Here is a 25224-nt window from a genome sequence, read left to right as displayed (position 1 = left end):
GCGGGACATGCACTCCACCGACACCTCACAAGCGCCGGCGCCGCAGGCCGCCGCGGGCGACAGCCGCCGCTGGTTCGCCCTGGCCATCGTGATGACCGCCGCGTTCATGGACCTCGTCGACGTCACCATCGTCAACATCGCCGTCCCCTCGATCCAGCGCGACGAGGGCGCCACCTTCAGCCAGATCCAGTGGATCACCGCCGGCTACGCGCTCGCCTTCGCCGCCGGACTGGTCACCGGCGGGCGGCTCGGCGACATCCACGGCCGCAAGCGGATCTTCCTCCTCGGCATCGGCGGCTTCACCCTCGCCTCGGCCCTGTGCGGCTTCGCCGTGAACCCCGAGATGCTCGTCGCCTCCCGCATCCTGCAAGGTGCCATGGCCGCGCTGATGGTGCCGCAGGTGCTCTCCATCGTCCACGCGACCTTCCCCGCGCACGAACGGGGCAAGGTGTTCGGCCTGTTCGGCGCGATCGTCGGCCTGGGCGCGGTGTCCGGACCGCTGCTCGGCGCGCTGCTCACCGAGTGGAACCTGTTCGGCCTGGAGTGGCGGCCCATCTTCCTGATCAACCTGCCGGTCGGCGTCGCCGCGCTCGTCCTCGGCAGCCGCTTCATCACCGAGTCGAAGGCGCCGCGCGCCCTGAAACTCGACCTCGCGGGCGTCGCCCTGGTCACCCTGGCCCTGCTCATGCTGCTCTACCCGCTCACCCGCGGCCGTGAGCTGGGCTGGCCGGTGTGGGGGTACGTGTCGATGGCCGGCGCGCTCGTGGTGTTCGCGGCGCTGGTGGCGTACGAGCGGGCCAAGGGCGCCCGGGACGGCTCCCCGCTGATCGAGCTGTCGCTGTTCCGGGTGAAGAGCTTCGCGGCGGGCATCGCCGTGCAGACGGTGTTCGGCGTCGGCCTCGGCGTGTTCTTCCTGGTCTGGACGCTGTACATGCAGGTCGGCCTGGGCTGGAGCGCGCTGCGGGCCGGTCTGACCGGAGTGCCGTTCTCCGTCGCGGTGTCGGCGGCGGCCGGGATGTCGGTGCAACTGCTGGTCCCGCGCTTCGGACGCAAGGTGCTCCAGGCGGGCGCCCTGGTGATGGCGGCCGGCGTGCTGATCTACCTGCTGGAGGCCGAGCGGTACGGCCTCGGCATCACCTCCTGGCAGATGGTGCTCCCGCTGGTCGTCATGGGCGCCGGCATGGGCCTCATCGTGGCGCCGCTGACGGACGCGGTGCTGTCCGAGGTGCCGCGCGAGCACGCCGGGTCGGCGTCCGGACTCATCAACACCGTGCAGCAGATGGGGCACGCGCTGGGCCTCGGCCTGGTGTCGGTGGTGTTCTTCGGCGTGATCGACGACCGGCTCACGGACCGGGCCGCGCCGGCCGAGGTGGGCCGGGCCTTCGTCGACGGTTTCACCCACGCGCTGGGCTGGGTGGCCGGAGTACTGGTCGCGATCTTCCTGCTGATGTACGCCCTGCCCAAGCGCCCGGCGCAGCACGTGGAGGGCGCCGGGGCGGAGGGGACGCCGGTGACGGGGGAGGCGCGAGAGACGAAGGCGGAGCTGGTGTCCTGACGGAACGCACGGGACGCACGGGACACCGGGACCACGGGAGGCCCAGCAGGCCCGGCACTCGCGGAGTGCCGGGCCTGCCGTGTGTCACGCGGACGGTACGGGAGCCGCGAGCGGTGCGGGAGCCGCGAGCGGGTACGGGACCCCTCGGCTGGTGCCGGACTCCTGAGCGGCACGCACCCGCGAGCGATGTCCGGCCGGGACGGGGAAACGGACGCAAACGGAAGTCCGATCATGCCCGTATGAGGACCTCGGGTGTTTACTTTTCGGACATCCCGTCGTAGCCTCCCAGCGAAATCACACGTTCGGACACCGGCGGCGTGCGGAGACCGATGAGGTTCCGGCACCGATGACGTCCGGAGTCCGACGCCACGGACGGAACCGGGAGGCAGGCGGACATGTACGCACCGGAACGGCAGCAGGAGATCCTGCGCCTCGCCCGCGACAGCGGACGCGTGGACGTGGTCTCGCTGGCCGAGGAGTTCCAGGTGACCGCCGAGACCATCCGCCGGGACCTCAAGACCCTGGACCGGGCCGGCCTGGTCCGCCGCGTCCACGGCGGCGCCATCCCCGCAGGACGGCTCGACTTCGAACCCGACCTCGCCGAACGGGAGACCACCGCCGCCGACGAGAAGGACCGCATCGCCCGGGCCGCCCTCGCGGAGGTCCCCGCCGACGGCACGATGATCGTCGACGCCGGCTCCACCGCCGCACGGCTCACCGGCTCCCTGACCGCGGACCTCTCCCTCACCGTCGTCACCCACTGCCTGCCCATCGCCGCCCGCCTGGCCGACCACCCCGGCATCCAGCTGCACCTCGTCGGCGGGCGGGTACGGCACCGCACGCGCGCCGCCGTCGACGCCTGGGCCCTGCGCGCCTACGCCGAGATCCGCGCGGACGTGCTGTTCCTCGCCGCCAACGGCTTCTCCGCCGAACACGGACTCACCACCCCCGACCTCGCCGAGGCCGCCGTGAAACGCGCCGCCATGGCAGCCGCCCGCCGGGTCGTGCTGCTCGCCGACTCCTCCAAGCACGGCCAGGAACACTTCGCCCGCTTCGGCGGCCTCGACGACGTCGACCTGCTGATCACCGACACCGGGCTGAGCCCGCAGGACGCCGCCGCCATCGAGAACGCCGGCACGGAAGTGGTGCGCGCATGATCGTCACCGTCACCCCCAACCCGTCCCTGGACCGCACCTACGAGGTGCCGTCCCTGGACCGCGGCGAGGTCGTCCGCGCCACCGGTGAACGCGTCGACCCCGGCGGCAAGGGCGTCAACGTTTCACGCGCCGTGGCCGCCGCCGGCCGCCGCACCGTGGCCGTCCTGCCACTCGGCGGAGCACCCGGCGCCCTGGTCGCCGACCTGCTCCACGCCCAGGGCATCCAGGTCGCCGCGGTCCCCGTCACCGGCGCCACCCGCTCCAACATCGCCCTCGCCGAGGCGGACGGCGTCCTCACGAAAATCAACGCCCCTGGGCCCGAACTCACCCCCGCCGAACAGGAACTCCTCCTCGACACCGTCCGCCGCCACGCCCCCGGCGCCGACTGGATCGTGTGCTCCGGCAGCCTCCCGCGCGGCCTCACCCCCTCCTGGTACGCCGAACTCGTCGCCCGGGTGCATGCCGCCGGCCTGCGCATCGCCCTCGACACCTCCGGCCCCGCTCTGCTCACCGCCCTGCGCGAACACCCGGACCTGGTCAAGCCCAACGCCGAGGAACTCGCCGAAGCCGCAGGCCGCCCGCTCGCCACCGTCGGCGACGCACTGAAGGCGGCCGAGGACCTGCGCGAGACCGGCGCCCGCACCGTCCTCGCCAGCCTCGGCGCCGACGGACAGCTCCTCGTCGACGACGACGGCGCCTGGTACGGCACCGCCCCCGTGGACGCCGTCCGCAGCAACGTCGGCGCCGGCGACTCCTCCCTCGCCGGGTTCCTCGTCGCCGGCGGACGCGGACCGACGGCGCTCGCCTCCGCCGTCGCCCACGGAGCGGCGGCCGTACGCCTGCCGGGCAGCGTCATGCCCTCCCCGGCCGACCTCGACCCCGCCGCCGTGACGGTCACCGCCGACGTGCCCGTCGACCGCCCCCTGACCGGAGCGGCGGCCTCATGACGCCCTCGGCCCCCGCCGGCGTCCCCGAGCTCCCCCGTCCCCTTCTCGTCCCCACCCCCGCCCATCCCGCAGTACGGGCGATACGCGTGCGAAGGAGCCCGCGATGAGCGACACGATCACCGCGGACCTGGTCGACCTCGACCTGTCCGCCGACACCAAGGAAGCGGCGACACGCGCCCTCGCCGGGCGCATGGCGGCCCACGGCCGGGTGACCGACCTGGAGGGCTTCCTGGCCGACGTCGCCGCCCGCGAGGCCCAGATGCCCACCGGCCTCGACGGCGGCATCGGCATCCCCCACTGCCGCAGCGAACACGTCACCGAGCCGACCCTCGCCTTCGGCCGCAGCACCGCCGGAATCGACTTCGGTGCCGCCGACGGGCCCGCCGACCTGATCTTCCTGATCGCCGCCCCGGCCGGCGCGGACGACGCCCACCTCACGATCCTGTCCGCACTGGCCCGCCGCCTCATGAACTCCGAGTTCACCGACGCCCTCCGCTCGGCGACCGACGCGGAGACCGCGGCGGCGCTGATCCGGGGGGAGAAGACGGACGTTGGCATCGAGCGTGCGGGCACGGAGGGTGCCGCAACGGAGGGTGCGGGCGCTGAGCGTGGGCGCGCGGGGCATGCGGACGTCGGCGTTGCGGGCGCCGGCTCCGAGGACTCCGTGGCGGGACCGGCGGCGGCCTCCGCCGGTCCCGCCACGGGCAGCCTCGCCGCAGCCCCTGCCGGCCCCGCGACCTCCACCGTGCCCGGCGAGGACCGCCCCTTCCGGATCGTGGCCGTCACCTCCTGCCCCACCGGCATCGCCCACACCTACATGGCGGCCGAGTCGCTGGAGAACGCCGGCCAGGAGGCGGGCGTCGAGGTCGTCGTCGAGACCCAGGGCTCCGCCGGCTTCACCCGGCTCGACCCGGCCGTGATCGCCGCGGCGGACGCCGTGATCCTCGCCCACGACGTCCCCGTACGGGAAAAGGAACGCTTCGCCGGCAAGCCCACCGTCGACACCGGCGTCAAGGCGGCCATCAACCGGCCCGCCGCACTGATCACCGAAGTGAGAGCCAAGGCGGCACGCGGCGAGATCACCACGGCTCCCGCGTCCGGCGGCACACCCGTCGAACGCACCGGCGCCGGCGGCGAAGGCTACGGCACCAAGCTGCGCACCTGGCTGATGTCCGGCGTCAGCTACATGGTCCCGTTCGTCGCGGCGGGCGGCCTGCTGATCGCCCTCGGCTTCGCGATCGGCGGCTACGAGATCAACGAAGCGCCCTCCGTGATGGACCACTTCGTGTGGACCCAGGCCGACAGCTGGGGCGCGCTGCTCTTCCAGATCGGCGGCGTCGCCTTCGGCTTCCTGGTCCCCGTCCTCGCCGGTTACATCGCCTACGGCATGGCCGACCGCCCGGGCCTCGTACCCGGCTTCGTCGGCGGCGCCATCTCCCTCACCATCAACGCCGGATTCCTCGGCGGTCTCGCGGCCGGTCTCATCGCCGGCGCCGTGGTGCTCGCCATCCAGCGGGTGCGGATCCCCGGAGCACTGCGCGGCATCATGCCGGTGGTGGTGATCCCGCTGATCTCCTCGGCGGTCGTCGGCTTCCTGATGTTCGTCGTCATCGGCAAGCCCATCGCCGAGGCCCAGAAGGGCATGACCGACTGGCTGAACGGCCTGACCGGCACCAACGCCGTCCTGCTGGGCGCCCTCCTCGGCCTGATGATGTGCTTCGACCTCGGCGGACCCGTCAACAAGGTCGCCTACACCTTCGCCACCGCCGGCATCGCCGTCGCCGACCCCGGCGACTCCGCGATGAAGGTCATGGCCGCCGTCATGGCGGCCGGCATGGTGCCGCCGCTGGCGATGGCCCTGGCCACCACCGTGCGCGGCCGGCTCTTCAACCGGGCCGAGCGCGAGAACGGCAAGGCCGCCTGGGTCCTCGGCGCCTCCTTCATCTCCGAGGGAGCCATCCCGTTCGCCGCCGCCGACCCCCTGCGCGTGATCCCCGCCTCGATGGCCGGCGGCGCGGTCACCGGCGCCCTGTCGATGGCGTTCGACGCCACCCTGCGCGCACCCCACGGCGGCATCTTCGTGGTGCCGCTGATCGGCAATCCGCTCCTCTACCTCGTCGCCATCGCCGCGGGCGTCTGCGTCACGACCGCCCTGGTGATCGTCCTCAAGGGACTCCGCCGCACGGCCCCCGCCGGTCCGGCGACGACCGAGGAGGCCACGACGGCACCGGAGCGCGGCAAGGAAGCGGTCGCCGCGCAGCCGCTGTGACGATGCGTCCGTTTGGGGGGGTGTGGGCAGTTCATGCCTAGTGCGATATAGATCACGATCGTCACGGTCCGGGGTACAGGGCCCCGGACCGTGGTGTGTACTGGGGCGCATGGCTGAGCACGAGACCCTCTCGCGGACGACGGGTGGCACCGTCCTCGCCCTGGTGGCCGTGGCCTGCGCGGCAGGCCTCGCCGACGCCCTGCGGCGGCGCGTACGGATCCGCAGGCGCACGCGGGACCACTCCGGGGCCGCGACCACCGCGGCCCACACCCATCACGGCGCCCCCACCATCCCCCGCCAGCGGGCCACCGGCCCCCGCGCGGAAACGGTACGACTCACGGAGGCGGAGCGCGACGCGTTCGCCGTCCTGGTACGACGCCTCGCCGAAGGGGACTAGTCCCTCCGCGGGCTCGGCTCCCTCCGCGGGCTCGGCGCCCGTGACGCGTCACTCTCCGCCGACCTGGGCGTTCCTCACCGCGCGCCCCGCGCGCCAGTCAACGGCCCTGCGCCGCCCGGCGTTCCATCGCGCGGCGCGCCGCGTCCTCGCTGGTGTACACCTCGCACATGTGCCGCCCGTCCGGCGTCACCGTGTGCTCGACCTCCCACAAGGAGACCTCTCCACCGTCACCCAGCAGGAACGCGTGCTCGTAGAGCGAGAAGCACAACGCCGCGCGCCCGGCCCGGGACGGGCGGCCGAAGGCCTGGGTGATGCGGTGCGCGCACGCCGTGGCCAGCAGCGCCGCCGTCTCGTCGTCCGGCCGGTCCGTGTTCTCCGCCCGGCGCAGTAAGCGGCGGGCGTGGTCCGGGGAATCGTCCGGCACGTACCCATGCCGCAGCGCGGGGGCCGGGACCGCCGCCGCCGTCACCGGCAGTTCGAAATCCGGGGCCTCCGGCGGCAACGGCAGCCGCGCCGTCGCCGTACGCAGCTCCTCCTCGTCGACGTACACCTCATGCTGCGGCTCGCTGCCCCGGGCCGTGTTGTGCACCAGCTCCCACAGTGTGAGCGCCGAACCATCGGCCAGCAGCCACGTGTGCCGGTACGTCTCCCGGTGCAACCCCGCGCTGTGATGCGCCGAATGCAGGGAACCGTCGTGCGCCAAGGCGCAGTCCAGCCGGCGGATCGTGTCGTCCGGCAGCTCGAAGGAGTTCAGGGCACGGCCCAGGAGGCGCGCGAGATGCTCCTCCGGGGACTCGGACGAGTCAGGTGGTTCGCACGCTGCCGTCTCGTACGGAACGCTCAAGGTTTCTCCCGGCGTTGCTGCATGTCACCTTGTGGGTGCATACCGTAGCCCCTCGGTCGGACATCATGTCCGGGAACCGAGAAAACGTATGCCCGAACGACGAGCGGAACACACGAAAAGTTCCCGACACCGCCCGCCCGGACGTGAGTTGTTGCTGGTCATACGGTACTTCCGAGGTGCGCCCGGGCGGGAGGCGAGCCGTTGCGCGACGGGTTCCCGCACGCCGGGGGCCCCGCCCCCTCCCTCCCCTCCCCGCCCTCCCGTCCCCTCAACGCCCCCGTACAGCTCCCCGTACGACGGCCACGCGCCGCCGGGGCCGTTCACCGGGTCGGCGGCGCGCACCGCGCGGACGATCGCCCGGGTCACCAGGTCCGCGCCCGCCGCGAGGATCTCGTTCGGCGCGAGCGGGTCCGCGGGGTCCAGCGCGTGCGTGCCCGTGGCCAGGGTGAAGACGGTGTCGCCGTCGTTCAGCAGGTGCACCGGGCGGACGGCCCGCGCGATGCCGTCGTGCGCGGTGCCCGCCAGTTTCTGCGCCTGTGCCCGGGTGAGGCCGGCGTCCGTGGCGACCACGGCCAGCGTGGTGTTCATCGGGGAGGGGCGTTGCGCTCGGCGGTCTCCGCCAGCCGGCGCAGCGCCGCCTTGTGCACCTCCGGCTCCGGCAGCCGCGGCCGGCCCTCGAAGTAGTCCCCGTACAGCACGCCCGTCTCCGGGTCCACCGCCGATCCCACCGCGTTGGCGATCACCAGGGCGGCGACCGTCACGCCCGACGGCAGCACCGTGCTCGCCGAACCGACCCCGCCCTTCACCTGACCCAGCACGGCCCCCGTCCCGGCTCCCACACAGCCCTGCGACACCGGGGCGCCGAGGCCGGTCGCGGCGGCTGCCTCGACCGCCTCACGGCCGAGGGCGGCGTCCGGCCGGGCCCGGAAGTCACCGCCGCGGCCCAGGTCGAAGACGCAGGCGGCCGGCACCACCGGTACCACGTGCGTGGGCTCCGGCCCGACCCGCACCCCGCGGCCCCGTTCCTCCAGCCACGCCATCACCCCGGACGCCGCGTCCAGCCCGTAGGCGCTGCCCCCGGTGAGGACGACCGCCTCCACCCGCTGGACCAGGTTGCGCGGATCGAGCGCGTCGGTCTCCTTCGTCCCGGGACCGCCGCCGCGCACGTCCACCGCGGCGACCGCCCCGCCTTCCGGTGCGAGCACCACCGTGGTCCCGGTGAGCCATCCGTCACCGGTCCGTGTCGCGTGTCCCACGCGCAGGCCGGCCACATCCGTCAGAGCGTCAGCGTTCATGCGGCCAGTCTGGCCCCGACGGTCCCGGCCGTACCCTGGACGCATGAGTACCGCCCCCGAGCCCCGGCCGCGCGAGCCCAAGCCGGCGCTGGTCTTCGACGACCCGCTGGACCAGCAGTCCTCCGACGACACGGACCGCGGATGGGGCGAGCGCCCGTCCGGCGACAGCGCCGCCGACCTGAAGCGCTTCCTCGACGAGAAGCCGCCCCACCACATCTGACCGGGCTGCGGGCGGATGTGAGCCGGGTGAGGGCCGTGACGTCGTGTCGGCCTGCCGTCGTCGCCGTGTCCGCTAGCTCCCGGAGTCGCCCTTGCGGAGCCCGCCGTCGCCCTGTGCGCGCTGGGCCACCAGGGCGTCGCGGATCTCCTTGAGCACCTCCAGCTCGGTGATCTCGACGACCTCGCGGGTGCCCTCCTTCGCCTTCCGGCGGGCCTCCATGCGGGCCAGGTACTTCGCCATGGGCAGCACCATCAGGAAGTAGACGACGGCCGCGGTGATCAGGAACTGCAGCGTCGCGCCGAGCACCGAGCCCCACAGGATCCGCACGCCGGTCGCCGCGTCCCCGGTGCCCTCGCAGGGGCCCTTCAGGCAGGACGTGTAGTTGTCGAGGTCCTGGGTGCCGAAGGCGCCCACCAGCGGGTTGATGATCCCTTCCACGACCGAGTTGACGATGTTGGTGAAGGCGGCACCGATGACGACGGCCACCGCCAGATCGACCACGTTGCCGCGCATCAGGAAAGCTTTGAACCCCTGCAAGAGGCTCGTCTTCTCCTGGTCGCTCACTGCGGGGCCTCATTTCTTGTCCATAGGCTGCGGAAGAAAGCGCTCCGCAACTTACGTGACGACCGTGGCGACCTGTCCAATCGTGCCGAAGGGCGGGACGGCGCCTCACGCCCGGGCCGGTGCCCGTCGCCGCACCCCTCACCACAGGGTCACCGCCAGCCGGGCCGTGGCGCTCGCCCCGGCCAGGTCGGCCGCCGTGCCGCGCGGCACCGACAGCACGACCAGCGCTCCACCGTCCCCGTCCACCGGCCGCGGCACCTCGGTCACCTCGGCACCGCGCGCCACCACCCGGGCCGCTCCGCCGGACACCGTCTCCTCGGCCGCGATCACGTCCACCCGGTCACCGGGCCGCAGCAACCGGACCGTGGCCGCGTCGGCGATCCGCACCGGCGCCGTGACCGTCGCGCCCGCGCGCGGGGACCCTTCGGGGCGGTCGCCGTCGGACGCCGCGGGCGCTCCGGCCGCCGGGGCGCCCGCGGGGTGGCCGCGGGACCGGTCGGTGTCCCGGGGGCCCGCCGCCACGAGTGCCGCCGCCGTCACCGCGAGGCCGACCGCCACCGCGCGCCTGCGGTGCCGCACCAGCCGGCCCGTGAGCGGCAGGGAGCCGCGCACCCGCACCGGGGCGAAGTGCGGCACTCCGCACGGCGCCGGGACGTCCGTGCCGGGCGGACGGGGGACGACGGGGGAGGGGGAGAAGAGGGACGGCGGGATGGAGGGCGTGGGGAAGGAGGAGGGGAGGGTGAGCGACGGGACACGGGATCACCACCTGGGACGAGGACCGGCTTGCGACCCCACGATGAAGCCCCGGCGGAATCCCCGGGGGCTGTGGACGCGTCCCGCCCTGTGGAAAACCGGGCCACCCGAACGAGGGCGTCCGCCACCGGCCCTCGCCGCTACCGATACAGCTGCCGCTACCGATACAGCTGCCGCTACCTCTGCAACTGCCGTGACCCGCCCCGCCTCACGGCAGTTCGAACCCCGGGTCCATCCCGCCCAGCGCCGAGGCGCACAGGCAGTCCCGGTCCTCCGTCGCCGGCAGCGCGGCCACCGCGTCGAAGAGCACCCGCGCAGCCGGTCCACGTTGGCCGCGAAGACCCGCAGCACCTCGTCGTGGGAGACGCCTCACCCGTCTCGGCGCCCGCGTCCAGGTCGGTGACCAGCGTCATCGAGGTGTAGCAGAGCTCCAGTTCACGGGCGAGCGCCGCCTCGGGGTGACCCGTCATGCCACCACGGACCAGCCCTGCGCCTGGTGCCACAGCGACTCGGCGCGGGTGGAGAAGCGCGGGCCCTCGACGACGACCAGCGTGCCGCCGTCCACCGCCTCCCAGTCCCGGCCGCGTGCCGCCTTCAGCGCGGACGCCCGCCCGGTGGGGCAGTACGGGTCGGCGAGGGACACGTGGACCACGTTCGGCACCGTGCCGTCGGGCTGCGGCAGCCCGTCGAAGTAGGTGTTGGCGCGGGACTTCGTGCGGTCCACGAGCTGGTCCGGCACCAGCAGCGTGCCCGGGCCGTACGGGGCGCAGCCCGCCCACCGCGCACGGGCCGAGGACCTGGCGCACGCCGACCGAGCGGAGCGCCCACAGGTTGGCGCGGTAGTTGATCCGGTGCGGGGGGAGGTGGTGGCCGCGTCCGTGCCGGGGCAGGAAGGCGACCCGCCGGCCGGCCACCTCGCCGAGGAAGAGGGAGTCACTGGGCGCCCCGTAGGGGGTGTCGACCTGCACCTCGGTCACGTCGTCGAGGAAGGAGTAGAAGCCGGAGCCGCCGATCACGCCGATGTCGGCCTTCGCCATGTTCGCCATGCCCCGACCCTAGCCGCACCGGACATGCCGAGGACCCCGTCGCGGGGGGGCGACAGGGTCCTGCGAGACATCGGAGGGCCGCGAATCAAGGGGCCCGTGACCTGGGGTGCGCCCGCCGTGAAGGCTCCGGCCACCGAAGCGCCGGACCTGCGTCAACCCGCCGTGCAGCCGCCCGGACAAAAGAACCCGGCGGGGCCGCCCTTACGCAGCCGTCGTGCTCGTGGAGCTGCCCGACGACCCGGACGACGACGTGCTCGAACCGGACGACGTGCTCGACCCGGAGTCCGAGGACGAGGAGCTGGACGACGAGGACCCGGAGGACTTCGACGACGCCGGGGACGAGCTCGACGAGGCGCCACGGCTGTCGTTGCGGTAGAAACCGGAGCCCTTGAAGACGATGCCGACCGCGGAGAACACCTTCTTCAGGCGGCCCTGGCAGTTGGGGCACTCGGTCAGGGCGTCGTCCGTGAACTTCTGCACCGCCTCGAGGCCCTCGCCGCACTCGGTGCACTGGTACTGGTAGGTCGGCACTGTCTTCCTCCTGGCACTCTCACTCAATGAGTGCTAACGACGGTCCATAGTGACGCATTACGTGGGCCTAGTCCACTGCGACGGGCTCGCGGTGACCCATGCCACGTGCGACCGTACGCCCCCGCGAACCGCCCGCGAGCCGCGAGCGCAGGGCCAGCAGCGTCGCGAAGGCCAGCAGGGTGCCGGTCGTCGGCACCAGGAATCCGGCACCGTCCCACAAGCGGTCCTCGAGCTGTCCGGCGACCGTGACGGCGGCGGCCTGGCCGAGCGCGACGGCGCCCGTCAGCCAGGTGAACGCCTCGGTGCGGGCCCCGGCCGGGACCAGGCTCTCCACCAGCGTGTAACCGGTGATCAGCGCCGGCGCGATGCACATGCCGACCAGCAGGCCCAGCGCGGCCAGCAGCAGCGCCGAGTGGGCGGTCCACAGGGCGGACGCGGCGAGTGCCAGGGCGGCGTGGGCGAGGACCAGGCGGCGCTGCGGGGAGACCTTCCAGGCGATCGCGCCGCAGGCGATGCCGGCGAGCATGTTGCCGGCGGCGAAGACGCCGTAGAGGACGCCGTTCAGGCCCGGTCGGCCGATGGACTCGGTGAACGCGGCCAGCGAGACCTGCATGCCGCCGAAGACGGAACCGATGCCGAGGAACGTCACGATCAGCACCCGCACCCCGGGTACGCGCAGGGCGGACGCGGTCCGTACGCGCGCGTGGCCGTCGCCGGTCGCGGCGACCGGCGGCTGGGTGCCCTTCTGCGCGGCGAACAGCAGGCCGCCGATCAGGGTGAGCGCGGCCTCGGTGACGAGTCCGGCGGCCGGGTCGACCGTCGTGCACAGGGCCGTCGCCAGCAGCGGGCCGACGACGAAGGTGAACTCGTCGGTGACGGACTCGAAGGCCGCCGCGGTCGCCATCAGCGGGGAGCCCTTGAGGCGGACGCCCCAGCGGGCGCGCACCATGGGCCCGACCTGCGGCACCGAGGCGCCGGTGGGCACGGCGGCGGCGAACAGCGCCCACAGGGGGGCGTGCTGGAGGGCCAGGGCGGTGAGGGTGAGTCCGGCGGCCGTGTGCACCAGGACACCGGGCATCAGGACGGCGCGCTGCCCGTGGCGGTCGGCGAGCCGGCCGCTCCAGGGGGCGAACAGCGCCATGGAGACGCCGGTGACGGCGGCGACGGCGCCGGCCGCGCCGTAGGAGCCGGTGGTGTGCTGGACGAGCAGCACGATGGAGAGGGTGAGCATGGCGAACGGCTGGCGTGCCGCGAAGCCGGGGAGCAGGAACGTCCACGAGCCGCGCGTGCGCAGCAGTCGGCCGTACCCCGGTCGGGAGGTGGCCGCCGAGTCCTTCGACGTGGTGACCGTGGATGCCACGGCCCGTGCCTTTCCGCCACCTGGTAGCGCCCCGCGCGAAGTCGCACGGGCACGCCGAGAGCTGTCCTCTTGCGCTGACTGCGGTAGATACCGGCGCCACAGCTCAGGGGCGCCCGGCCGCCATACGGTCGCGCCAGCTCTGCGTCAGGCAGAGTTGGTTCGATCTGGGGTCGCTTCATGATACAGGGGGCCTGCCGTGCCTACGCCTGTGAAAGTGAGCACCTTCTCAGCGTCCGGCCTGCGATCCGTCGGTGCCCAGCCAGCCGGCCAGCTTGCCGCCCCGGGCAACCGCGCGCAGCCGCCGTTCCGTCGCGTCCCGGACCGGGTCGGTGGCGACGACGAGGAGTTCGTCGCCGCGGCGCAGCATCGTCTGCGGCAGCGGCACGAAGGACGTGTCGTCGCGCACGACGAGGGTGACGGCGGATCCGGTCGGCAGCCGCAGTTCGCCGACCTCGACGCCGTGCATCCGCGACCCGGCGGGCACGGTGACCGACAGCAGGTGTCCGCGCAGCCGCTCCAGGGGCGCCGACTCGACGCCGAGGTCGGCGGCGCCGGAGTCGCCGAGCCGGAGCACCCGGGCCAGCCAGGGCAGCGTCGGGCCCTGGACGAGGGTGTAGACGACGACCAGCAGGAAGACGATGTTGAAGATCCGCTCGCTGGCCTCGACGCCCCGCACCATCGGGATGGTCGCCAGGACGATGGGCACGGCGCCGCGCAGCCCCGCCCAGGACATCAGCGTCTGCTCCTGCCAGGGCACCCGGAACGGCACCAGGCACAGGATCACGCTGAGCGGGCGGGCCACCATGGTCAGCACCAGTCCGACCACCAGCGCGGGCACGATGTCGTCGCCGAGTTCGTGCGGGGTGACCAGCAGACCGAGCAGCACGAACATGCCGATCTGGGCGAGCCAGCCGAGTCCCTCGGCGAAGCCGCGGGTGGCGGGCCAGTGCGGCAGCTTGGCGTTGCCGAGCAGCATGGAGGCGAGGTACACGGCGAGGAATCCGCTGCCGTGGGCGAGGGCGCCGGCCGCGTAGGCGGTGACCGCGATGGCCATGACGGCGATCGGGTAGAGGCCGGAGGCGGGCAGCGCCACGTGCCGCAGGCCCCAGGCGCCGAGCCAGCCGACGGCGAGTCCGATGGCGGCGCCGATGGCCAGCTCCAGGACTATCTCGCCGATCAGCACGTACCAGTGCTCCACCGGCCCGGCCGTGGAGAAGGCCACCACCAGGATGACGACGGGGGCGTCGTTGAAGCCGGACTCGGCCTCCAGGGTGCCGCGCACCCGTGACGGGAGCGGCACCTTCCGCAGCACCGAGAAGACGGCCGCCGCGTCCGTCGAGGACACCACGGCGCCGATGATCAGCGCCTGCCGCCACTCCAGCCCGATCAGCAGGTGCGCCGCCGTCGCGGTGACCCCGACGCTCACCGCGACGCCGGCCAGCGCGAGCGCGGAGGCGGCGGGCAGCACCGGTCTGATCTCGGTCCACTTCGTCCCCAGGCCGCCCTCGGCGAGGATCACGACCAGGGCCGCGTACCCGATGACCTGGGTCAGTTCGGCGTTGTCGAACTGGACGTCACCGATGCCGTCCTGCCCGATGGCGATGCCGATGCCCAGGTAGACGAGCAGGCTGGGGAGCCCGCTGCGCGAGGAGATCCGGACCGCCGCGACGGCGACGAGCAGGACGATCGCACAGACGAGCAGGAGCTGGTTGAGGTGGTGGACAGTCAGCGGCGTTCCCTTCCCCGACTCAGGCGCACCCGCGCGTGAGCTCATGTCCACCGCGGGCGATGCGACCGCCTTCCCGCCGAACCGCTTCGTTCGTCACGGCGAACTACTTCGTTACCTTACCTAACTCTTGACGCGTTCTTGACGCGAAGCGCGGCATGATCGAACGCCCGTCCGGGCTGGTTCCCGACTCCGCGTCAAGGGGCGCCGGGCCCTGCGCCTATCGTTGCTCCAGCGCTCAGTTAAAAGCACAGCCCGACCTGCCGCTCGCGTTAGGACAGCAAGGACAGCGATGCCCACCGACACCACCGCCGCCCCAACGGGTCAGCAGGCCGCCGGCACGTCCGTCAGGAAGAAGGGGCGCAAAGGCCGTCTCATCGTGCTCGTCCTGGTGCTGGCCCTGATCGGAGGCGTCGCCTACGGGGCGTACTGGTCCATCAGCACCGTGCGTGCCTCCTTCCCGCAGACCAAGGGCTCGATCACCCTCGAAGGCCTCTCGGGCCCCGTGGACGTCAAACGCGACGGCTACGGCATCCCGCAGCTCTACGCCTCCTCCGACGAGGACCTGTTCATGGCGCAGGGCTACGTCCAGGCGCAGGACCGGTTCTACGAGATGGACGTGCGCCGGCACATGACGTCCGGCCGCCTCTCGGAGATGTTCGGTTCCGGCCAGGTCGACAACGACGCCTTCCTGCGCACCCTCGGCTGGGACCGGATCGCGAAGCGCGAGTACGAGGAGAAGCTCTCCCCCGCCACCAAGAAGTACCTCCAGGCGTACGCCAAGGGCGTCAACGCCTACCTGGAGGGCAAGGAGGGCAAGGAGATCTCCCTGGAGTACGCGGCGCTGGGGTTCGAGAACGACTACACCCCGGGCGCGTGGACGCCGGTCGACTCCGTGTCCTGGCTGAAGGCGATGGCCTGGGACCTGCGCGGCAACATGCAGGACGAGATCGACCGGGCGCTGCTGACCAGCCGTCTGGGCCCGAAGCAGATCGCCGACCTGTACCCGGAGTACCCGTACGCCCGGAACAAGCCGATCGTGCAGGAAGGCGGCTACGACGAGGGCAGCGGCGCCTACGAACAGGGTGAGGGCGGCTCCGAGGACGGCTCCGGTTCGGAGGACGGCTCCGGCTCCGGGGAGGGCTCCGGTTCCGAGGACGGCTCGGGCTCCGGGGACGGCACCGGCTCGGCGGACGGCTCCGGCTCTGAGCTCGGCAACGGCACCGGCACGGGGGACGGCACCGGGACCGAGGGCTCGGGCGCCGAGACCCAGCTGGCTGGCCTCCAGCAGGTGCTGCAGGACCTCCCCACCGCCGTCGGCATCAACGGCGACGGCATCGGCTCCAACTCCTGGGTGGTCGCGGGCGAGCACACCGTCTCCGGCAAGCCGCTGCTGGCCAACGACCCGCACCTGTCGGCCTCGCTGCCGTCCGTCTGGTACCAGATGGGCCTGCACTGCCGCAGCGTCTCCGACAAGTGCCGCTACGACGTCACCGGTTACACCTTCGCTGGCATGCCCGGCGTGGTCATCGGCCACAACCAGGACATCGCCTGGGGCCTGACCAACTCCGGCGTCGACGTCACCGACCTGTACCTGGAGAAGATCACCGGCGACGGCTACCAGTACGGCGGCAAGGTGGTGCCGTTCGAGACGCGCGAGGAGACCATCAAGGTCGCCGGGGGCGCCTCGCGGAAGATCGTCATCCGTGAGACGAACAACGGCCCGCTGCTGTCGGACCGTTCGGACGAGCTGGTGAAGACCGGCAGGAAGGCCGCCGTCGAGAGCGCCGCCCCCGACCGGGGCGAGGGCTACGCGGTCGCACTGCGCTGGACCGCCCTGGACCCCGGCCGCACCATGGACGCCGTGTTCGAGATCAACCGCGCGAAGGACTGGGACGACTTCCGTGAGGCGGCCGAACTGTTCGAGGTGCCCTCGCAGAACCTCGTCTACGCGGACACCGACGGCAACATCGGCTACACCCTGCCCGGCAGGATCCCGACGCGCACGAAGGGCCACGACGGTTCGCTGCCCGCCCCCGGCTGGGACCCCGACCACGAGTGGACCGGCTGGGTCGACCAGGACGAACTGCCCCACGAGTACAACCCGGACCGCGGCTACATCGTCACCGCCAACCAGGCCGTCGTCGGCAAGGACTACCCGTACACGCTGACCAAGGACTGGGGGTACGGCGCCCGCAGCCAGCGGATCAACGACCTGATCCAGTCGAAGATCAAGGACGGCGGGAAGATCTCCACCGACGACATGCGGCAGATGCAGCTAGACAACTCCAGCTCCATCGCCAAGCTGCTGGTGCCCGAACTGCTGAAGATCGACGTCGGTGACGAGCACGTGCGCGAGGCGCAGAAGCTGCTGGAGGGCTGGGACTACACCCAGGACGCCGACTCGGCGGCCGCCGCCTACTTCAACGCCGTCTGGCGCAACGTCCTCAAGCTCTCCTTCGGGCACAAGCTGCCCAAGGAGGTGCGGGTGGAGGGCCAGTGCCTGTGGGTCGACCCGGTCAACACCACCGGTCCGGCCGACAAGGCGGGCAAGGTCCGCGAGTGCGGCCAGCGCTCCGCGAGCCAGGCGCAGCCCGACGGCGGCGACCGCTGGTTCGAGGTGGTCCGCCGGCTGATGGCCGACGAGGACAGCGAGTGGTGGACCACGCCCAAGCGGGGCACCCGTCCCGCCGCCGACAACCGTGACGAGCTGTTCAAGCGGGCCCTGATCGACGCCCGCTGGGAGCTGACCGCCAAGCTCGGCAAGGACATCGACAGCTGGAGCTGGGGCCGGCTGCACCGGCTGTTCCTGAAGAACCAGACGCTCGGCACCGAGGGCCCCGGCTTCCTGCAGTACGCGCTCAACCGCGGCCCGTGGAAGCTCGGCGGCGGCGAGGCCACCGTCAACGCGACCGGCTGGAACGCCGCCGGGGGCTACGGCGTGGTGTGGGTGCCGTCCATGCGGATGGTGGTCAACCTCGGCGACCTCGACAAGTCCCGCTGGATCAACCTCACCGGCGCCTCCGGCCACGCCTACAGCGCCCACTACGTCGACCAGACGGACAAGTGGGCCGAGGGCGAACTGCTGGAGTGGGCCTACTCGGAGAAGGCGGTCGAGGACGGCACCAGCGACACGCTGCTGCTCAAGCCCTGACCGTCCGCACCCCGCGGACCACGGGACCGGCCTCCACGCGCGCGTGGAGGCCGGTCCTCGTGCGTCAGGGGGCGTCGCCGGGCGCCTGCGGGCCGGGGCCGAACCGCCGCACCCCGGACGGGGTCACCACCGCGTGCACCGGCCGGTCGTGCGGCTCCTCGGGCACCCGCTCCACGACCTCCCCGTCGTACAGCAGCACCACCAGGGCGGGGTGGACGCCCGCACGGCCGAGCCGGGCGAGGACCCGGTCGTAGGAGCCGCCGCCGCGCCCCAGCCGCATCCCTCGGGCGTCCACCGACAGGCCCGGCAGCAGCACGGCGTCCGCCTCCGTCACGGTGTCGGGGCCCAGCCGCTCCCCGGCCGGCTCCAGCAGCGTCATGCGTCCGCCGTGCCGCACCGGGACGAGGGAGCCCGCTCCCTCGTAGACACCCCATGCCAGGTCGTTGTCCGGCAGCAGGGCGGGCAGCAGCACGCGCGTCCTCCGCGCGCGCAACGCGTCCAGCAGCGCGAGGGTGCCGGGTTCACTGCCGACGGACACGTACGCGGCCACCGTCCCCGCCCCGGCCAGCTCGGGCAGCGCGAGGGCGTGGCGGGCCAGGGCCTGCGCGTGCGTCCGGACGTCATCGTCCGTCAACCCGTTCCTCACCCGCAGGACTTCGCGCCGTCGCTCTCGCTTGTCAGGTTCGACCCGACCCCGGTTGTGTCTCAAGTCAGTCCCCGTACTGTCGCAATATGCTCATATGAGAAATAATTCATCGGAGTCACAGATTCAGTGCAAAGACACCGGCTAGGGTGTCGGCCATGTCTCAGTCACACCCTCGGATCAGCAAGGCTAGGCTCATCATCCCGCAGCCGGCCTCGGCACCCGGTTCCTGCCGGCCACGAAGGCCACGCCCAAGGAGATGCTGCCGGTGGTCGACAAGCCGGCGATCCAGTACGTGGTCGAAGAGGCCGTGGCCGCCGGTCTCGACGACGTCCTCATGGTGACGGGCCGCAACAAGCGCCCCCTGGAGGACCACTTCGACCGCAATTATGAACTGGAATCCGCCCTGGAGAAGAAGGGCGACGGCGAACGCCTCGCCAAGGTCCAGGAGTCCAGCGACCTCGCCACCATGCACTACGTCCGCCAGGGCGACCCCAGGGGCCTCGGCCACGCCGTGCTGTGCGCCGCCCCGCACGTCGGCGACGAGCCCTTCGCCGTCCTCCTCGGCGACGACCTGATCGACCCGCGCGACCCGCTGCTCCAGCGCATGATCGAGATCCAGCAGGAGTGCGGCGGAAGCGTCGTGGCGCTGATGGAGGTGGCCCCCGAGCAGATCCACCTCTACGGCTCCGCCGCCGTCGAGGCCACCGGGCACGACGACGTCGTCAAGGTCAGCGGCCTGGTGGAGAAGCCCTCCCGCGAGGAGGCGCCCTCCCACTACGCCATCATCGGCCGCTACGTCCTCGACCCGGCCGTCTTCGACGTGCTCCGCAAGACCGAGCCCGGCCGCGGCGGAGAGATCCAGCTGACCGACGCCCTGCAGCAGCTCGCGGCGGACGAGAAGCTCGGCGGTCCGGTGCACGGCGTGGTCTTCCACGGCCGCCGCTATGACACCGGTGACCGCGGCGACTACCTGCGTGCCATTGTCCGACTCGCGTGCGAACGTGAGGACCTGGGCCCGGACTTCCGGGACTGGCTCCAGCGATTCGTCACCGAGGAGATGCAGCAACCTTGAGCAGCGCCGCGCCCCGCACCGCAGAACCGGACCGCCTCTGGTCGGTGGACGAGCACCTGGACGACATCCTCGCGACCGTCCGCCCGCTCGAACCCATCGAGCTGAACCTCCTCGACGCCCAGGGCTGCGTCCTGGTCGAGGACATCACGGTGCCGGTCTCCCTGCCCCCGTTCGACAACAGCTCGATGGACGGCTACGCGGTGCGGGTCGCCGACGTCGCGGGCGCGAGCGAGCAGTACCCCGCCTCCCTGGAGGTCGTCGGCGACGTCGCCGCCGGAGCGGCCGACCTGCTGCACGTCGGCCCCGGCCAGGCCGCCCGCATCATGACCGGCGCCCCGCTGCCGCCCGGCGCCGAGACCGTCGTCCCCGTCGAGTGGACCGACGGCGGACTCGGCCAGGGCCCGGCCTCCGGGATGCGCGCCCGCAGCCTCGCGCCCGAGGGCGCCGCCGGACACGTCGAGGTGTACCGCCCGGCCCCCGCCCGCGCGCACGTGCGCGCCCAGGGCAGCGACGTGCGGGCCGGCGACCGTGCCCTGGACGCCGGCACCGTCCTCGGCCCGCCGCAGATCTCGCTGCTGGCCGCCGTCGGCCGCGGCACCGTCCGGGTGCGCCCGCGCCCGCGCGTGGTGGTGCTCTCCACCGGCAGCGAACTCGTCCAGCCCGACGAGCCCCTGGGCCCCGGCCGGATCTACGACTCCAACAGCTTCGCCCTCACCGCCGCCGCGCGGGACGCCGGCGCGATCGCCTACCGCGTGGGCGCCGTCGCCGACGACGCCACGACCCTGCGCGACACCATCGAGGACCAGCTGGTGCGCGCCGACCTGATGGTCACCACGGGCGGCGTGAGCGTCGGGGCGTACGACGTGGTCAAGGAAGCGCTGTCGCACGCCGGCGACGAGGACGAGCCCGGCAGCGGCGTCGAGTTCCGCAAGCTCGCCATGCAGCCGGGCAAGCCGCAGGGCTTCGGCTCCATCGGCCCCGACCACACCCCGCTGCTGGCCCTGCCCGGCAACCCGGTCTCCTCCTACGTCTCCTTCGAGCTGTTCGTCCGCCCCGCCATCCGCACCCTGATGGGGCTCACGGACGTGCACCGGCCGAGGGTCCGCGCGGAACTCCGCGCGGAGCGCGCGCTCAGCTCGCCCAAGGGCCGCCGTCAGTTCCTGCGCGGCCGGTACGCCGACGGCACGGTGACACCCGTGGGCGGCGCCGGATCGCACCTCGTGGCGGCCCTCGCGCAGGCGAACGCGCTCCTCGTGGTCCCCGAGGACGTCGAGGACGTCGCGCCGGGCACCGAGGTCGAGGTGGTCCTGCTCGGCTGAGCAGGGCCGGTTGGCGGTACCGTGTCGCGCACAGCAGGCCCGCGCCCCGCACCGCGCCGGGCCCGGACCGGGAGCGCCACACGATCATGACCGTGCCTTCCCGGGGGGAGACCCCCGGTACCTCCGACCCGTCCCGCCTGACCCACATCGACGACGCGGGCGCCGCCCGCATGGTCGATGTGTCCGGCAAGGACGTCACCGCGCGCACCGCGCGGGCCACCGGCCGCGTGCTCGTCGCGCCCCGCGTGATCGAACTGCTGCGTGGCGAGGGCGTCCCCAAGGGCGACGCCCTCGCCACCGCGCGCATCGCGGGCATCATGGGAGCCAAACGCACCCCCGACCTGATCCCGCTGTGCCACCCCCTGGCGCTGTCCGGTGTGAAACTGGACCTGTCGGTCGCGGACGACGCCGTGGAGATCGCGGCGACCGTGCGGACGACGGACCGCACGGGCGTCGAGATGGAGGCCCTCACCGCGGTCTCCGTCGCCGCGCTGACCGTGATCGACATGGTCAAGGCGGTCGACAAGGAGGCGGTCATCACGGACGTGCGGGTGGAGGAGAAGACGGGCGGCAAGTCGGGCGACTGGAGCAGGTCATGACGCCTGACGCGACCGTCGGCGGCGCGCTGCCCGCCCCGTACAGCGCGCTCGTGGTCACGGCCTCCAACCGGGCCGCCGCCGGTGTCTACGAGGACACGGGCGGCCCGCTGATCGCCGAGGGCCTGCAACGGTTCGGCTTCGCCGTCGACGGCCCGCGGGTCGTCGCCGACGGCGACCCCGTGGAGGCGGCCCTGCGCGCGGCCGTCGACGCCGGGTACGACGTCGTCGTCACCACCGGCGGCACCGGCATCTCGCCCACCGACCGCACCCCCGAGGCCACCCGCCGTGTCATCGAGCGCGAGGTCCCCGGCATCGCGGAGGCCGTCCGCGCGTACGGCCGGGACAAGGTGCCCACCGCCGCCCTCTCCCGGGGACTCGCGGGCGTCGCGGGCGGCACGCTGATCGTCAACCTCCCGGGTTCCCGCGGCGGGGTGAAGGACGGCCTCGCCGTCCTGGAGCCGCTGCTGAAGCACGCCGTGGACCAGCTGCGCGGCGGGGACCACCCCCGCCCGGACGCCGGCGAAGGAGGCGCGCGCTGAACGCCCCGTACTGGCCGGCGGAACTGGTGGACGGCGACATCGTCCTCCGGCCGATAAAGCTGCGCGACCAGAAGGCGTGGCGCGAGGTCAACCGGCGCAACCGGGACTGGCTGCGGCCCTGGGAGGCGACCATCCCGCCGCCCACGCCCAGTGGCCCGGTCATCCACCGCCCGACCTACCGGCAGATGGTGCGCCACCTGCGCTCCGAGGCGAACGCGGGCCGCATGCTCCCCTTCGTCATCGAGTACCGGGGGCGCCTCGTCGGGCAGTTGACGGTCGCCGGGATCACCTGGGGCTCGATGTGCTCGGGCCACATCGGCTACTGGGTGGACGAGGAGGTGGCCGGCCGGGGCGTGGTGCCCACGTCGGTGGCGATGGTCGTGGACCACTGTTTCCGCAGGGTCGGACTGCACCGCATCGAGGTCTGCATTCGCCCGGAGAACGGGCCGAGCCGCAGGGTCGTGGAGAAACTCGGATTCCGCGAGGAGGGGCTGCGACCGCGCTATCTCCACATCGACGGCGCCTGGCGCGACCATCTCGTGTTCGCCCTCACCGCGGAGGAAGTCCCCGACGGTCTGCTCGCCCGCTGGCGCCGGACCCGCGCACAGGAGCGGTCCCGCCATGAGCTGCCCGGACGCGAGCAGCACGGACGGGGAATCCCGCACGAGTAATTGAATACACGTTCGAATTGCGGCGCAAGGTGACCGTCTGGGAACCGGCAATTACCGGGTTCCGGTGACTGTCTGATCGCATCCATCACAAGAAAAGTTCGAAATATCAGCCAGATCGTGCGACACACCGGCCCAATTGGCCTATGGCCTCCTGCAAACCCCTCTACGGTGTGAGACGTGAGCAGCAGCGGCCTCATCTACGCAGTCATTGTCGGGGCCTGGGCCGCCTACTTGGTGCCGATGTGGCTCCGTAGGCAGGACGAGCTGAACGAGGCACGTCCGACGGAACGCTTCAGCACCGCCATCCGACTGCTGTCCGGACGGGCGGGCATGGAGCGCCGGTACGCCAAGGACCTGCGGACGCGCTCCACCGACGAGGGGGAGCCAAGCGTCCACGACCCGGATGCGATCACCGACTCGGTGGACGTCCGGGCCTTCGCCGTGTCCCAGACCCGTCCGCAGACCCAGGCGCCCGTACCGCCCGCCCCCGAGGTGCGGCCGGAACCCGAGCGCCCTGCCCGGGCCCCGCAGGAGCGCGCCGAACCCGCCCCCGAAGTGCGCGCGCCCGAACCGCGTGTACCCGAACCGGCCGCCGCGCGGGGCACGGATCCGCGGGGCCGCGTCCCCGCCGCGCGCCGCGCCCCGGACCACGCCCGCCGCGACCGGAGCGCGCAGGCCGCCGCCGAGCGCGCCCGGCGCTCCAAGGTGCTCGCGCGCCGTCGGCGCACCATCACGATGCTGTTCCTCGCCTTCACCCTCGGCGCGATCGTCGCCGCCGTCGGCGGACTGGCGTTCCTGTGGGCGCCGGGCGTGCCCGCCGTGATGCTCAGCGTCTACATCGGCTACCTCCGCTCCCAGGAGCGCCGCCGGTTCGCCTACCAGATGGACCGCCGCCAGGCCGAGGCCGCCGCACAGCGGCTGCGCGAGCGGCGGCCCCGCCGCCGTCCCGCCGTCGACGAGGCCGACCCGGACGAACCGGAGGGCCCGGAAGCGGGCACCGACACCGACCCCGGCCTCTCCGCGCTCGCCGCCGACCGGCGCGCGCTCGTCGAGCAGACCGACCACGCCGAGTGGGTCGACCAGCAGCGCGAGCGCAGCAGGCGGCCCGGCCAGGGCGGCGACAGCTGGGACCCGGTCCCGGTGCCGCTCCCCACGTACGTGACCGCCCCGGTCGCCCCGCGCGCCTCCGGCGACGTGGACCTCGGCGCCCCGGACACCTGGAGCTCGGCCCGCTCCAGCGCCGTACCGGCCGACGAGGCGCAGGCGGCGGCCGCCGAGGAGCCGGACCCGGCGGTCCCCGACGACCGGGACACCGACGACGACCGCACCGACGCCCGCCGCGCCGCCTCCGCCCGCCGTTCCCGCGAGCGAGGCCGCACCCCCCTGTTCGACCAGTACGAGGACGGCGAGCGTCCCAAGGCCGCGAACGAGTAGCACCCGGCCGACGGATTTTTGAGCACCCCGATCGGGATGCTAAAGTTTCACTCGTTGCAAGGGCCTGTGGCGCAGTCCGGTAGCGCACCTCGTTCGCATCGAGGGGGCCAGGGGTTCAAATCCCCTCAGGTCCACGCAACGAAGCCCCGGCCGGGTTACCCGGCCGGGGCTTCGACTTGTCGTCACCGGTGGCTGCCGCGGCGCCGTCTCCCGCCCGCACGGTCCCGGCATGAAGCCTCATCAGGACCGGCTGCCGCGAAGGCTCCAGATGGCCGACGGCCTTCTCCGCCACGTGGCGCGCGGCCGGTGCCGGTCGGCTGGGCCGTGATCCTGGTCGTCCTGTCGGCGCTTGCCCGGCGTCATGTGCCCCGTCCGTGGGCCGGGCTGGTCAGCGGTTTGATCCTGCCCGCCTGGCTCATCCCGGTCGGCGCCGGCTACGAGCGCAGCCGCGCGGACGGCGAGGGCGGGGCTCGGTGAGGCCCGTGCGGCGCGGCCGGCCTCATCGACGCCCCGGCCGAAGCCCGCGTCGACCCCGACGCGGACATCGCCGTCGCAACCGAACCCGACGTCTTCCTGCTGGTCCGCGCCGGCGGAGGATGGCGCATCGCCAACAAGGCGTACCACCGGCACGCCTGACCCGAGCGGGCCCTACAGCGTCTTGGCGTAGCAGAGGCTCTCGTCGTGGAAGCGGTAGTAGCCGAACTTCTCGCAGGGCTCGTAGCCGCTGGAGGTGTACAGGGCGATGGCCTCCGGCTGCTTGGTGCCGGTCTCCAGGACCATGCGGACGCGGCCGGCGGCGCGGGCGTCCTCCTCCAGGGCGGCGAGGATGCGGCGGGCGAGGCCCAGGCCCCGCATCTGCTCGACGACGTACATGCGCTTCAGCTCCGCGTCACCGTCGCGGTTGCCCTCGTCGTTGGCGTCCTGGACGCGCCAGCCGCCGGAGGCGACGGGGACGCCGAGCGCGTCGTAGGCGATCAGGTAGGTGCCGTTGGGGGGCGCGAAGTCCGCGGGGTCCATCGGGGTGGCGTCGCCGCCGTCGCCGTAGCGGATGTCGTACTCGGCCTGGACCTCTGCGTCCAGCTTCACGGCGTCGGGGTGGTCGTAGGGGACCCGGCGGATTTCCATG

The 25224-nt window shown here is 72.9% G+C and carries 20 protein-coding genes, 1 tRNA gene and 4 pseudogenes; 15 read left to right on the top strand and 10 right to left on the bottom strand.

Features of this window, described 5'->3' with window-relative positions:
* Positions 1-7 precede the first annotated feature (7 nt).
* The 5 genes from F3L20_RS29235 to F3L20_RS29215 all read left to right on the top strand — a co-directional run bounded on the left by F3L20_RS29235 (position 8) and on the right by F3L20_RS29215 (position 6325).
* Positions 8-1555: an MFS transporter gene (locus tag F3L20_RS29235; protein ID WP_150156842.1), complete on the top strand. Its 1548-nt coding sequence runs from the start codon at positions 8-10 to the stop codon at positions 1553-1555.
* Between the two features lie 395 nt (positions 1556-1950).
* Positions 1951-2712, top strand: coding sequence for a DeoR/GlpR family DNA-binding transcription regulator (locus tag F3L20_RS29230; protein WP_150156841.1), 762 nt, complete (start codon positions 1951-1953; stop codon positions 2710-2712).
* Entirely contained in the window at positions 2709-3659 is a 951-nt protein-coding gene (pfkB, locus tag F3L20_RS29225; protein ID WP_150156840.1) for a 1-phosphofructokinase, read from the top strand. Before F3L20_RS29230 ends, pfkB begins: the two co-directional genes overlap by 4 nt.
* Before the next feature lie 103 nt (positions 3660-3762).
* Complete coding sequence (locus tag F3L20_RS29220; RefSeq protein WP_150156839.1) at positions 3763-5928, top strand: PTS fructose transporter subunit IIABC; 2166 nt, start codon at positions 3763-3765, stop codon at positions 5926-5928.
* Positions 5929-6037: 109 nt separating this feature from the next.
* The gene (locus tag F3L20_RS29215; protein ID WP_150156838.1) at positions 6038-6325 is read left to right on the top strand and encodes a hypothetical protein; all 288 of its coding nucleotides are present in this window, start codon (positions 6038-6040) and stop codon (positions 6323-6325) included.
* 97 nt (positions 6326-6422) lie between these two features.
* On the opposite strand, the gene F3L20_RS29210 is transcribed toward F3L20_RS29215, so the two are convergent.
* On the bottom strand, positions 6423-7169 hold the full coding sequence (locus F3L20_RS29210; RefSeq protein ID WP_150156837.1) for a DUF6227 family protein: 747 nt from the start codon (positions 7167-7169) through the stop codon (positions 6423-6425).
* Positions 7170-7442: 273 nt separating this feature from the next.
* Positions 7443-8464 (bottom strand): annotated as a pseudogene (locus tag F3L20_RS29205) (P1 family peptidase); the annotation flags it as partial.
* Between the two features lie 43 nt (positions 8465-8507).
* Here F3L20_RS29205 and F3L20_RS29200 point away from each other — a divergent pair.
* Positions 8508-8684: a hypothetical protein gene (locus F3L20_RS29200; protein WP_093544669.1), complete on the top strand. Its 177-nt coding sequence runs from the start codon at positions 8508-8510 to the stop codon at positions 8682-8684.
* Positions 8685-8756: 72 nt separating this feature from the next.
* On the opposite strand, the gene mscL is transcribed toward F3L20_RS29200, so the two are convergent.
* From mscL to F3L20_RS29170, 6 genes and pseudogenes are all read right to left on the bottom strand, one after another.
* Positions 8757-9248, bottom strand: coding sequence for a large conductance mechanosensitive channel protein MscL (gene mscL / locus F3L20_RS29195; protein WP_150156836.1), 492 nt, complete (start codon positions 9246-9248; stop codon positions 8757-8759).
* Between the two features lie 138 nt (positions 9249-9386).
* Positions 9387-9884, bottom strand: a complete 498-nt coding sequence (locus tag F3L20_RS29190) for a hypothetical protein (RefSeq protein ID WP_240810781.1) — start codon at positions 9882-9884, stop codon at positions 9387-9389.
* A 325-nt stretch (positions 9885-10209) separates the two neighbouring features.
* A pseudogene (locus tag F3L20_RS29185) lies at positions 10210-11038 on the bottom strand (S-methyl-5'-thioadenosine phosphorylase).
* A 210-nt stretch (positions 11039-11248) separates the two neighbouring features.
* Positions 11249-11578, bottom strand: a complete 330-nt coding sequence (locus F3L20_RS29180) for an FmdB family zinc ribbon protein (protein ID WP_145826867.1) — start codon at positions 11576-11578, stop codon at positions 11249-11251.
* A 67-nt stretch (positions 11579-11645) separates the two neighbouring features.
* Positions 11646-12938, bottom strand: coding sequence for an MFS transporter (locus F3L20_RS29175; RefSeq protein ID WP_150156834.1), 1293 nt, complete (start codon positions 12936-12938; stop codon positions 11646-11648).
* A 226-nt stretch (positions 12939-13164) separates the two neighbouring features.
* Positions 13165-14696: pseudogene (locus tag F3L20_RS29170) on the bottom strand (potassium/proton antiporter).
* Between the two features lie 260 nt (positions 14697-14956).
* On the opposite strand from F3L20_RS29170, the gene F3L20_RS29165 reads away from it, so the two are divergent.
* Entirely contained in the window at positions 14957-17818 is a 2862-nt protein-coding gene (locus tag F3L20_RS29165; protein ID WP_150156832.1) for a penicillin acylase family protein, read from the top strand.
* Positions 17819-17882: 64 nt separating this feature from the next.
* Here F3L20_RS29165 and F3L20_RS29160 read toward each other — a convergent pair whose 3' ends face one another.
* Positions 17883-18452, bottom strand: a complete 570-nt coding sequence (locus F3L20_RS29160; RefSeq protein WP_240810780.1) for a 5-formyltetrahydrofolate cyclo-ligase — start codon at positions 18450-18452, stop codon at positions 17883-17885.
* Between the two features lie 167 nt (positions 18453-18619).
* On the opposite strand from F3L20_RS29160, the pseudogene galU reads away from it, so the two are divergent.
* From galU to F3L20_RS34175, 8 genes and pseudogenes are all read left to right on the top strand, one after another.
* Positions 18620-19536, top strand: a pseudogene (gene galU / locus F3L20_RS29155) (UTP--glucose-1-phosphate uridylyltransferase GalU).
* A complete protein-coding gene (glp, locus tag F3L20_RS29150) occupies positions 19533-20855 on the top strand; it encodes a molybdotransferase-like divisome protein Glp (protein ID WP_150156830.1) in 1323 nt (440 codons plus the stop codon). Before galU ends, glp begins: the two are co-directional and overlap by 4 nt.
* A gap of 86 nt (positions 20856-20941) precedes the next feature.
* Complete coding sequence (moaC, locus tag F3L20_RS29145; RefSeq protein WP_145826874.1) at positions 20942-21454, top strand: cyclic pyranopterin monophosphate synthase MoaC; 513 nt, start codon at positions 20942-20944, stop codon at positions 21452-21454.
* Positions 21451-21993 carry a MogA/MoaB family molybdenum cofactor biosynthesis protein gene (locus tag F3L20_RS29140; RefSeq protein ID WP_150156829.1) on the top strand — a complete coding sequence of 181 codons (543 nt, stop codon included), beginning with the start codon at positions 21451-21453 and terminating at the stop codon, positions 21991-21993. Before moaC ends, F3L20_RS29140 begins: the two co-directional genes overlap by 4 nt.
* 26 nt (positions 21994-22019) lie before the next feature.
* Positions 22020-22664, top strand: a complete 645-nt coding sequence (locus F3L20_RS29135) for a GNAT family N-acetyltransferase (RefSeq protein ID WP_240810779.1) — start codon at positions 22020-22022, stop codon at positions 22662-22664.
* A 177-nt stretch (positions 22665-22841) separates the two neighbouring features.
* Positions 22842-24098 (top strand): divisome protein SepX/GlpR, encoded by a 1257-nt coding sequence (gene sepX / locus F3L20_RS29130; protein WP_150156827.1) that lies wholly within the window; start codon positions 22842-22844, stop codon positions 24096-24098.
* A gap of 60 nt (positions 24099-24158) precedes the next feature.
* Positions 24159-24232: transfer RNA gene (locus F3L20_RS29125), tRNA-Ala, on the top strand.
* A 172-nt stretch (positions 24233-24404) separates the two neighbouring features.
* On the top strand, positions 24405-24575 hold the full coding sequence (locus tag F3L20_RS34175; protein ID WP_167534635.1) for a hypothetical protein: 171 nt from the start codon (positions 24405-24407) through the stop codon (positions 24573-24575).
* Positions 24576-24746: 171 nt separating this feature from the next.
* On the opposite strand, the gene F3L20_RS29115 is transcribed toward F3L20_RS34175, so the two are convergent.
* A complete protein-coding gene (locus tag F3L20_RS29115) occupies positions 24747-25223 on the bottom strand; it encodes a GNAT family N-acetyltransferase (protein ID WP_145826879.1) in 477 nt (158 codons plus the stop codon).
* Position 25224 lies beyond the last annotated feature (1 nt).

Source organism: Streptomyces tendae (assembly GCF_008632955.1).
Classification (GTDB): Bacteria; Actinomycetota; Actinomycetes; order Streptomycetales; family Streptomycetaceae; genus Streptomyces.
This window is presented reverse-complemented; position numbering and strand designations above follow the sequence as displayed.

Excerpts from the sequence above, each read along its gene's own strand:
- F3L20_RS29235 (WP_150156842.1), top strand. The coding sequence starts at position 8 with ATGCACTCCACCGACACCTCACAAGCGCCGGCGCCGCAGGCCGCCGCG.
- F3L20_RS29230 (WP_150156841.1), top strand. The coding sequence starts at position 1,951 with ATGTACGCACCGGAACGGCAGCAGGAGATCCTGCGCCTCGCCCGCGAC.
- pfkB (WP_150156840.1), top strand. The coding sequence starts at position 2,709 with ATGATCGTCACCGTCACCCCCAACCCGTCCCTGGACCGCACCTACGAG.
- F3L20_RS29220 (WP_150156839.1), top strand. The coding sequence starts at position 3,763 with ATGAGCGACACGATCACCGCGGACCTGGTCGACCTCGACCTGTCCGCC.
- F3L20_RS29215 (WP_150156838.1), top strand. The coding sequence starts at position 6,038 with ATGGCTGAGCACGAGACCCTCTCGCGGACGACGGGTGGCACCGTCCTC.
- F3L20_RS29200 (WP_093544669.1), top strand. The coding sequence starts at position 8,508 with ATGAGTACCGCCCCCGAGCCCCGGCCGCGCGAGCCCAAGCCGGCGCTG.
- F3L20_RS29165 (WP_150156832.1), top strand. The coding sequence starts at position 14,957 with ATGCCCACCGACACCACCGCCGCCCCAACGGGTCAGCAGGCCGCCGGC.
- moaC (WP_145826874.1), top strand. The coding sequence starts at position 20,942 with ATGACCGTGCCTTCCCGGGGGGAGACCCCCGGTACCTCCGACCCGTCC.
- F3L20_RS29140 (WP_150156829.1), top strand. The coding sequence starts at position 21,451 with ATGACGCCTGACGCGACCGTCGGCGGCGCGCTGCCCGCCCCGTACAGC.
- F3L20_RS29115 (WP_145826879.1), bottom strand. The coding sequence starts at position 25,223 with ATGGAAATCCGCCGGGTCCCCTACGACCACCCCGACGCCGTGAAGCTG.